The organism is Thermovenabulum sp. (genome assembly GCF_049701175.1).
In the GTDB taxonomy this organism is placed as follows: Bacteria; Bacillota; Thermosediminibacteria; order Thermosediminibacterales; family Thermosediminibacteraceae; genus Thermovenabulum.
The window spans coordinates 1-9,090 of sequence record NZ_JBNATW010000050.1 but is presented as its reverse complement, the minus strand read 5'-3'; the positions used below and the strand labels follow the sequence as shown (position 1 = coordinate 9,090).

At 35.9% G+C, this 9,090-nt stretch carries 7 protein-coding genes; all 7 read left to right on the top strand.

The features are described 5' to 3' along the window. The first annotated feature begins 73 nt into the window (after window positions 1-73). The 7 genes from lonB to ligA all read left to right on the top strand — a co-directional run bounded on the left by lonB (window position 74) and on the right by ligA (window position 9,030). Window positions 74-1,732 carry an ATP-dependent protease LonB gene (gene lonB, locus ACPLVF_RS11755; RefSeq protein ID WP_424908014.1) on the top strand — a complete coding sequence of 553 codons (1,659 nt, stop codon included), beginning with the start codon at window positions 74-76 and terminating at the stop codon, window positions 1,730-1,732. 238 nt (window positions 1,733-1,970) lie between these two features. After that, window positions 1,971-2,384, top strand: a complete 414-nt coding sequence (locus tag ACPLVF_RS11750) for a universal stress protein UspA (protein WP_424908013.1) — start codon at window positions 1,971-1,973, stop codon at window positions 2,382-2,384. A gap of 11 nt (window positions 2,385-2,395) precedes the next feature. Further along, a complete protein-coding gene (locus tag ACPLVF_RS11745; protein WP_424908012.1) occupies window positions 2,396-2,950 on the top strand; it encodes a phosphatase PAP2 family protein in 555 nt (184 codons plus the stop codon). A 100-nt stretch (window positions 2,951-3,050) separates the two neighbouring features. After that, window positions 3,051-4,421 carry a dipeptidase PepV gene (gene pepV, locus ACPLVF_RS11740; RefSeq protein ID WP_424908011.1) on the top strand — a complete coding sequence of 457 codons (1,371 nt, stop codon included), beginning with the start codon at window positions 3,051-3,053 and terminating at the stop codon, window positions 4,419-4,421. Between the two features lie 38 nt (window positions 4,422-4,459). Beyond that, a complete protein-coding gene (locus tag ACPLVF_RS11735) occupies window positions 4,460-4,777 on the top strand; it encodes a YerC/YecD family TrpR-related protein (protein WP_424908010.1) in 318 nt (105 codons plus the stop codon). 17 nt (window positions 4,778-4,794) lie between these two features. Next, complete coding sequence (gene pcrA, locus ACPLVF_RS11730; protein WP_424908009.1) at window positions 4,795-6,987, top strand: DNA helicase PcrA; 2,193 nt, start codon at window positions 4,795-4,797, stop codon at window positions 6,985-6,987. A 27-nt stretch (window positions 6,988-7,014) separates the two neighbouring features. After that, complete coding sequence (gene ligA / locus ACPLVF_RS11725) at window positions 7,015-9,030, top strand: NAD-dependent DNA ligase LigA (RefSeq protein ID WP_424908008.1); 2,016 nt, start codon at window positions 7,015-7,017, stop codon at window positions 9,028-9,030. The last annotated feature ends 60 nt before the right edge of the window (window positions 9,031-9,090 follow it).

Below are 9,090 nucleotides of genomic sequence, written 5' to 3'. Positions count from 1 at the left end.
CATCTTGTGGTGAGATGGTGAGTTTTAAAAAAACCTAAAAATACTTGACGCGATCGAAAGGGAGGTGACTGGTTTGAATATAACATCCAATTTCCTAACAATTATTCAAATTGCTTTTGTTATAATTGTAGGCCTTTACTTTTTAAATTTGATTAAAAGTCAGCAGGGCAGCAAAATTACTATAGATAGGGAATCAAGAAAAGAATTGGAAAAATTAAAGAAACTTCGCGAGATCTCCCTTACAGAACCGCTTGCAGAAAAGACAAGGCCTACAAGTTTTGAAGAAATAATTGGACAGGAAGAAGGATTAAAGGCGCTAAGAGCAGCCCTTTGTGGCCCAAACCCTCAGCATGTAATAATTTATGGTCCACCGGGTATAGGTAAAACTGCAGCAGCAAGACTGGTCTTAGAAGAAGCTAAAAGATGCCCCGAATCACCTTTTGGGCCAGATGCTAAATTTGTAGAAGTTGATGCAACAATTTCGCGGTTTGATGAAAGAGGCATTGCTGATCCACTGATAGGTTCTGTTCATGACCCGATTTATCAGGGAGCAGGGCCGCTCGGTATAGCAGGTATACCTCAGCCAAAACCTGGTGCTGTAACTAAAGCTCATGGTGGAATTCTTTTTATAGATGAAATAGGGGAATTGCACCCCGTACAGATGAATAAGTTATTAAAAGTGCTGGAAGATAGGAAGGTTTTTTTAGAGAGTGCTTACTATAGCAGTGAAGACCCTAACATACCTTTATATATACACGATATTTTTCAAAATGGACTCCCGGCGGATTTTCGTTTAGTCGGCGCAACTACGAGAAATCCTCAGGAGATACCGCAAGCAATCCGCTCAAGGTGTGTAGAGATATTTTTTAAACCCCTGTCACCTGAAGATATAGGAAAAATTGTAAAAAACGCTGTACAAAAAATAAACTTTGAAATTGGGGAAGATGTAATAGATATAATAAAAAAATATGCTACAAATGGAAGAGAAGCTGTAAATATAGTACAAATGGCTGCAAGTATTGCAATTCTTGAAAAAAGGAAAAATATTGATGTTAAAGACGTTGAGTGGATTATAAACTGCGGACAATACACGCAGAGGCCCGATAAAAAAATTTCCTCAACCCCTCAGATAGGTCTTGTGAACGGCCTTGCAGTTTACGGGCCCAATTTGGGCATTCTTATTGAAATTGAAGCGACAGCGATTCCGGTACAAAAGGGAGAGGGGAAATTGATTGTGACAGGAATTGTCGAAGAGGAAGAGTTGGGGAGCGAAGCGTATAGGCTAAAAAGAAAGGGTACTGCAAGGGGTTCAGTTGAGAATTGCCTTACGGTAATGAGAAAATACCTTGGCGTTGATCCACGCGATTTTGATATACACCTTAATTTTCCGGGGGGGATACCCTTAGACGGGCCCTCTGCGGGGATTGCTGTTGCAACAGCTATATATTCTTCAATAAAAGAGCTTCCGGTGAAAAATACTGTTGCTATGACAGGCGAAATTTCTATTCGAGGCATTGTAAAACCTGTTGGTGGAATAACGGCTAAGATAGATGCTGCTATTAAGGCGGGGGCAAAAGTGGTAGTAATTCCTAAGGAGAATTATCAAGAAATGTTTAAGTCTATAGAAAGTGTAGATATAATACCTGTTGAAAGGATTGAAGAGGTAATAGATATAGCTATACTGTGGGATAAAAAAATCGAGGAAAAAGGTGTTTTAGCCCTTGTAAAGTAATAAAATAAAAAGTTAGGAAAGCCAAATATTGTTTATAATTTATATCAAAAAATTATAAAATTCAATAAATAAATTCACTGTCCTTAATCAAGTCCAATTCTCAGCCTTCCAGTTATGACCATATCTAAGTAAAAAAAATAAATAAAAATGAGAAACTAAATCTTACATTCTCAATTGAAAGAGAAATATATTTTTTATATAATGAAAGTGTAGTTATAAAATTGAAAGGGGTTTTCCCATGATAGCTATTTTTGACCCTGCAGTAGTGCACAGGGTTATGGTCTGTGTTACTCCTCAGAAGAGCTGTGAAAGGCTTATAAAGAGGGGTGCTGACAGGGCCAGAGAAGCAGGAGGCGAATTTTGCGTAGTATATGTTAATAAATCTACTGAGCTAAATAAGGAACTTAAAGATCACAAAATACTTCTTGAGCTTTTTGAATATGCAAAATCCTTAGGCGGATATGTCTCTATATTGGCTGGTGATAACGTTTATAATACCCTTGCAGAATATGCAAAGAATAATAAAATTACTCATATAATAGTAGGGAAACCTTTACAATCAGCTTTTGAATTGCATAAAGAAAGGGATATTATTAACCCTCTAATCAAAGCTGTAGAAAAAAATGGAATATTGGTTGAGGTTGTTGAGTAGGGGGCTTATAAGTGAAGAATACTATAAAAAAGATTTTAAATTTAATTTATCACGGTGATAAAAGTCTATTTATACTTTTGAATCAAAGGATGAGATGTAAATACTTGGACATCATAATGCCAAAAATAACCCACTTAGGAGGAGCAACTTTTTCTTTGCTTGTTTGCTTTTTCTTTTATATATTTGGCAAAGTAGAGGCAAAAGCAGCGGCCTTAGAAGCCTTGATTACGTTAACAGGAAGCCAGGGGATTGTTCAATTTTTTAAAAAGACGGTTTACAGGAAAAGACCTTATCTTGTGTTGCCAAATGTAAACACTTTTTGGAAAAAACTGTTAAAGGACTATTCCTTCCCTTCAGGCCACACAGCTGCAGGATTCTCTTTGGCTGCGATTTTTGCATTTTATTTTCCTTCTTATTCGTATCTTATATACACCTTAGCTACTTTAGTTGGTGTTTCAAGGATATACACTGGTATGCATTATCCTTCTGATGTGTTAAGTGGAGCCTTAGTGGGGACTTTATTTGCACTTATTACTCACGCAATAAGTGGGTCGTATACTTTTTAAAACAGCTATAAAGGCTGTTTTTATTTTTTTAAAAGGATTTTTACATTTAAAGTGGAATAATTTTTATTTAGGAATATGAAAAATTTAGGAGGTAGAAAAAATGAACTTGGATGCCATTTTAAAGCAAAATGAAGAAGCACTTGTAAATTCGGTTTGTGAAATTTTAAAGATTAGGAGCGTACAGGAAAATCCTCTGCCAGGGATGCCTTTTGGTAAAGGAGTGGCTGATGCATTAAATTATGTTTTGAAACTTGCTGAAAGTTTTGGATTGAGGACGAGAAATCTCGATAATTTTGTAGGATGGGCTGAGTGGGGCGAAGGAGAAGAAATGATTGGTGTGTTGGTCCATCTTGATGTGGTACCTGAAGGCTCTAATTGGACGTACCCTCCTTATGGTGGAGAAATTCATGCCGGCAAAATCTACGGAAGGGGTGCGTCGGATAATAAAGGTCCTGCGATAGCTGCTCTTTATGCTTTGAAAGCTTTAAAGGATGCTGATATTAAGTTTAAAAGAAGAGTAAGGATAATTTTTGGTACCAATGAAGAATCAGGAATGGAGTGTATAAAATACTATTTGAAGCACGATGAAATGCCCACAATGGGTTTTTCACCTGATGCAGAATACCCAATAATCAACGGCGAAAAGGGTATACTTACCTTTTCATTAAAGTCAAAATTTAATGATATGAAAAATTCTTTAATTTTAAAGGGTGGAGAAAGGGCGAATATGGTTCCCGATTATGCGGAGTGCTGTATGGATTACTATGAAGGTTTAGAAAGAGATTTGGAAAAGTTTATAAAAAAGACCGGTTTTCCGTTAGAACTGGTACATAGCAATGATAAAGTTATTATTAAGTCCTTCGGAGTTTCCGCACACGGAAGCCTTCCTGAAAAGGGACAAAACGCCATTGCGAGGCTTGTATCGTTTTTGTACGAAATTGGAGCGGGAAGCGATGAGCAAAAGAAATTTATAAAATTTATTAACGAGAAAATAGGTTTTGAAACTAATGGAAAAAGCTTGGGGATAGATTTTTCCGATGATATATCAGGCAAGCTTACTTTGAATTTGGGTGTTATAAAATTAAACGAAGAAGAGGCAAAGGCAGTAATAAATATACGATATCCAATAAGTTTTAAAGGAGAAGATATTATTGAAAAAATAAAACAAAATCTTATAGAAGGAATATATGTTGATGATATAAAAAACAGCCCTCCCCATTATGTGCCTGAAGATAGCCCTATAGTAAAGGCTTTAAAGGATGCTTATGAAAAGGTCACAGGAGAAAAAGCTTATTGCTTTACAATTGGCGGAGGAACGTATGCAAGGATGATGAAAAATACAGTTGCTTTTGGGCCTGCATTTCCTGGTAAGCCCGAAGTTGCCCATGAAAAAGATGAGTACATAGAAATAGAAGATTTAATTAAGAATTTTAGAATATATGCTTATGTATTAAAGGAGTTGGCAAGTTAAGCTTACGAATTTTTTTAGACTAAGGAGGTGATTATACTGTGGAATTGAAGGAATTGAAGGACCCATATATTGATAGGCTTTTTGATGCTATTTTGTTGATAAAAAATAAAGATGAGTGCTACCGCTTTTTTGAGGATATATGTACAATAGGAGAAGTCAAAGCATTGGCTCAGAGGCTCCAGGTAGCGGAGATGTTAAAAGCAGGTTATACTTACGGAGAAATTGCGGAGAAAACCGGTGCAAGTACAGCTACGATAAGTAGGGTAAAACGTTATTTGCAGTACGGGGCTGATGGTTATAAACTTATATTGGAGAGGTTGGAAGAATTGGACAAAAATAAAAATAATAAAGAATAATGGGGGTTTTTTAAAAATTGCAGGAATTTTTATTGGAGTTAAATGAGGCGCAAAGAAAGGCAGTTACATACGGCAATGGCCCGCTTTTAGTTCTTGCAGGCGCGGGTAGCGGAAAAACGAGGGTTATTACCTATAGAATTGTTTATCTTGTTGAAAAGATGAAAGTAAATCCGGAAAATATTTTGGCGATTACCTTTACCAATAAAGCTGCAAATGAAATGAAAGAAAGGGTGCAGAGGCTTTTAAAAGAAAAAGCAGAGGGTTTAAATGTTAGCACTTTTCACTCAGCCTGTGTGAAGATATTGAAGGATAATGCAGAGAAATTGGGCTTTAAAAGATACTTTGTAATATACGATACAGACGATCAGCAAAATTTAATTAAAGAGTGCTTGAAAGAACTAAATCTTGATGAAAAAAAATATCCTCCAGCAATGTGTTTAGAAAAAATAAGCGGTTATAAGGAAAAACTGATTTCTGCAGAGGAGGCTTTTGATAAATCAAAAGATATAAAGGAGAAGACAATTTCCAATATATACCTTTTATACCAGAAGAAATTAAAAGAAAACAATGCTTTTGATTTTGATGATTTGATAATGAAAACGGTGGAACTTTTTAAGAAATATCCCGATGTTTTAGAGTATTACAGAGAAAAGTTTAAGTATATACTTGTCGACGAATACCAGGATACAAACCATGCTCAATACGTTTTTGTAAAATTACTTTCCGAAAAACACAGGAATTTGCTGGTTGTTGGGGATGATGACCAAAGCATTTACAGCTTCAGGGGCGCGGATATTAGAAATATATTAGAGTTTGAAAAGGATTTTCCAGATGCCTTTGTTGTTAAACTTGAAAGGAATTACCGCTCAACTCAAAATATCTTGGATGCAGCAAATGAGGTAATTAAACATAATTTTTCAAGGAAGGAAAAAAGGCTTTTCACCGAAAAGGGAAAGGGCGAGAGGATTTATTTTGCTGAACTGCAGAATGAGCATCACGAGGCATTGTTTATTGGTAACGAAATAGAGCGTCTTGTAAGTAAAGGAGAATATTATTATAAAAATTTTGCTGTTCTTTACAGGACAAATGCTCAATCAAGGGTTTTTGAAGAGGTTTTCTTGAAAATGGGAATTCCGCATCGCATTTTTGGTGGTGTTAGGTTTTTCCAAAGAAAAGAGATAAAGGATTTGGTGGCATACTTAAGGCTTGTAGAAAATGAAGAAGACAATATGAGTTTAAGAAGGATAATTAATGTTCCTAAAAGGGGAATAGGAAGCAAAACGATAGAACAATTGGAACAAATTTCAGCTCAAAAAGGCAAGTCAATATTTCAATTAATAATTGAAGGAAATTTGCCCATGTCCGCCTCTACCTGTAAAAAATTAAGAGAATTTGCTTTACTTATAAAGGAACTCAAAGAATTAAAGAAACGAGTTAGAATCCCGGAATTGATAGAAAATATAATTTCTAAAACCGGTTATTTAGAGGAGCTTCAAAATGAAGGCACTGAAGAAGCAAATGACCGGATAGAAAATATAAAAGAGTTTATCTCGGTAGCAGAAGAATTTGTTTTAAGGAATGAAGAAGGGTCTTTAGAGGAGTTTTTATCGGAAATAGCTCTTTACACGGATTTGGACAAATACAACGATGAGGATGATGCAGTTATATTAATGACCTTACACAGCGCAAAAGGTCTTGAGTTTCCTGTTGTTTTTTTGGCAGGAATGGATGAAGGCATATTTCCGCATTACAAATCCATTTTTGATACAAAGGAGTTGGAAGAAGAGCGTCGGCTTTGCTATGTAGGTATAACCAGAGCTAAGGAAATTCTTTATCTTACGAGGGCATGGCAAAGGAATTTGTACGGTAGGTCCTCTTATTACGATAAGTCAAGGTTTGTAAAAGAGATTCCAAAAAGACTAATTAAGGATGTAACACCCGGAAGAGAGAGCTTTTTTGATGAGGAAGATAATACGGAAATCACAAAACAAAAACCAATTATAAAAGAAAAAACCTTAAGCTCTAATGAGAATAAAAAACTTTCCTATAATTTTCACCTTGGTGACAGGGTAAAACACGCAAAATGGGGAGAGGGTATTGTTACGGAAGTGATAGGAGAAGGAGAAGATGCTCAAATAACAGTTGTATTTGAAACGGAAGGCAAAAAGCATCTTTTAGCAAAATATGCACCGCTTATTAAAATAGGCTAACCTTACCTCGAAAAGGGGGTGGAGGATTTGGATAAACAAAAGGCATTAAAAAGGATAATAGAATTGAGGGAATTAATAAATTATCATAATAAACAGTATTATGTATATGATAGTCCGGTAATTTCTGATGCAGAATTCGATAAACTGATGAAGGAATTAGAAAAGCTTGAAAAGGAGTTCCCCGAATTTATTACTCCTGATTCTCCCACACAAAGGGTGGGAGGTGAACCTCTTTCTTCTTTTGCACAGGTAGTCCATAGAGTTCCGATGATGAGTTTATCCAATGCTTATACAAAGGAGGACCTCTTGGATTTTAAAAGAAGGGTTGAAGAAGTAGTAGGTCCTGATGTCGAATACGTAGTAGAGCTAAAGATAGATGGACTTGCAGTATCGATAACTTATGAGGATGGAATATTTACAAGGGCTGCAACAAGAGGAGACGGGGAAGTGGGCGAAGATGTTACGCAGAATGTTAAAACCATAAAAAGCGTTCCTTTAAAATTGGATTTTCCTGAAGGGAAAAGGCCTAAAATTTTAGAAGTAAGGGGAGAAGTTTATCTTCCTAAGGAAGACTTTAAAAAGCTCAATGAAGAAAGAGAAGAAGAGGGCCTCCCCTTATTTGCAAATCCCCGCAATGCCGCTGCTGGATCCTTGAGGCAGCTTGATCCAAAAATAACTGCGAAAAGGCCTCTTAACATATTTTTATATGGTATAGGATATTATGAAGGAATAGAGTTTACTACTCACTTTGAAATTCTTAAATTCTTCGAAGAAGTCGGACTCAGAGTTAACCCTTATGCAAAACTTTTTAGTAATTTCAGCGATGCTATTGATTACTGCATGAGTTTTATTGAAAAAAGGCATGAACTTCCCTATGAAATAGATGGTATGGTAATAAAGGTAAATTCCCTTGAAATGCAAAGAAAGTTGGGGAATACTGCGAAAAGTCCTCGGTGGGCAATAGCTTTCAAATTTCCTGCAGAGCAAAAGGAGACGATTATAGAGGATATAATTGTAAGGGTAGGGAGGACAGGTGTCCTAACGCCTACGGCAATACTCAAACCCGTTAAAATAGCAGGTAGTACTGTAAGTAAGGCTACCCTTCATAATGAGGATTACATAAAAGAAAAGGATATTAGGATTGGGGACACTGTTATAATAGAAAAAGCAGGAGATATTATCCCGGAAGTTGTTAGGTCTTTAAAAGAGAAAAGAACTGGGAAAGAAAAGGAGTTTAAAATGCCTGAAACTTGTCCAGAATGTGGGGGAAAGGTAATTCGATTTCCGGGGGAAGCTGCCTATAGGTGCACTAATGTATCATGCCCTGCACAGGTAAGGAGAAGTATAGAACATTTTGTTTCAAGGGATGCAATGGATATTAGAGGATTGGGTCCTGCAATAGTAAATGCCCTTCTTTCCAACGGCATAATTAAAGATGCTGCAGATTTATATTATTTAAAAAGGGAAGACCTTCTTCCTTTAGAAAGGATGGGCGAAAAATCTGTTGCCAATCTTTTAAAGGCTATTGAGGAAAGTAAAAATAGGCCTCTTGAAAGATTAATATATGCTTTAGGTATTCCTTTTATTGGTTCAAAAGCGGCATCAATTCTTGCGGAGCATTATAAATCTATAGATGAATTGATGAATGCTTCTTTCGAGGAATTAATAAAAATACCTGAAATTGGCGAGAAAATGGCGCAAAGCATAGTAGCATTTTTCAAAAATGAAGGAGTCAAAAAATTTATTGAAAAGCTAAAAAAAGCGGGGGTAAATACCGCAGGAGAAATAGAAAATAAAAATAAAGATGGCATATTAAAAGGCCTTTCTTTTGTTGTTACGGGAACTTTGAAAAATTATACAAGGAATGAAGTAAAGGAATTGATAGAGAGCTTGGGGGGGAAGGTATCCGAGAGTGTGAGCAAAAAAACTGACTATTTGATTGTAGGAGAAGAACCGGGGTCAAAATTGAAAAAGGCTCAAAGCTTAGGTATAAAGATAATAAATGAAGAAGAGTTCTTAAAATTAATCAATGGAAATGTATAATAAATAAAGACTTACGGTAATATGTCAATACCCTAAAAATGGAAATTAAAAATATTCAGA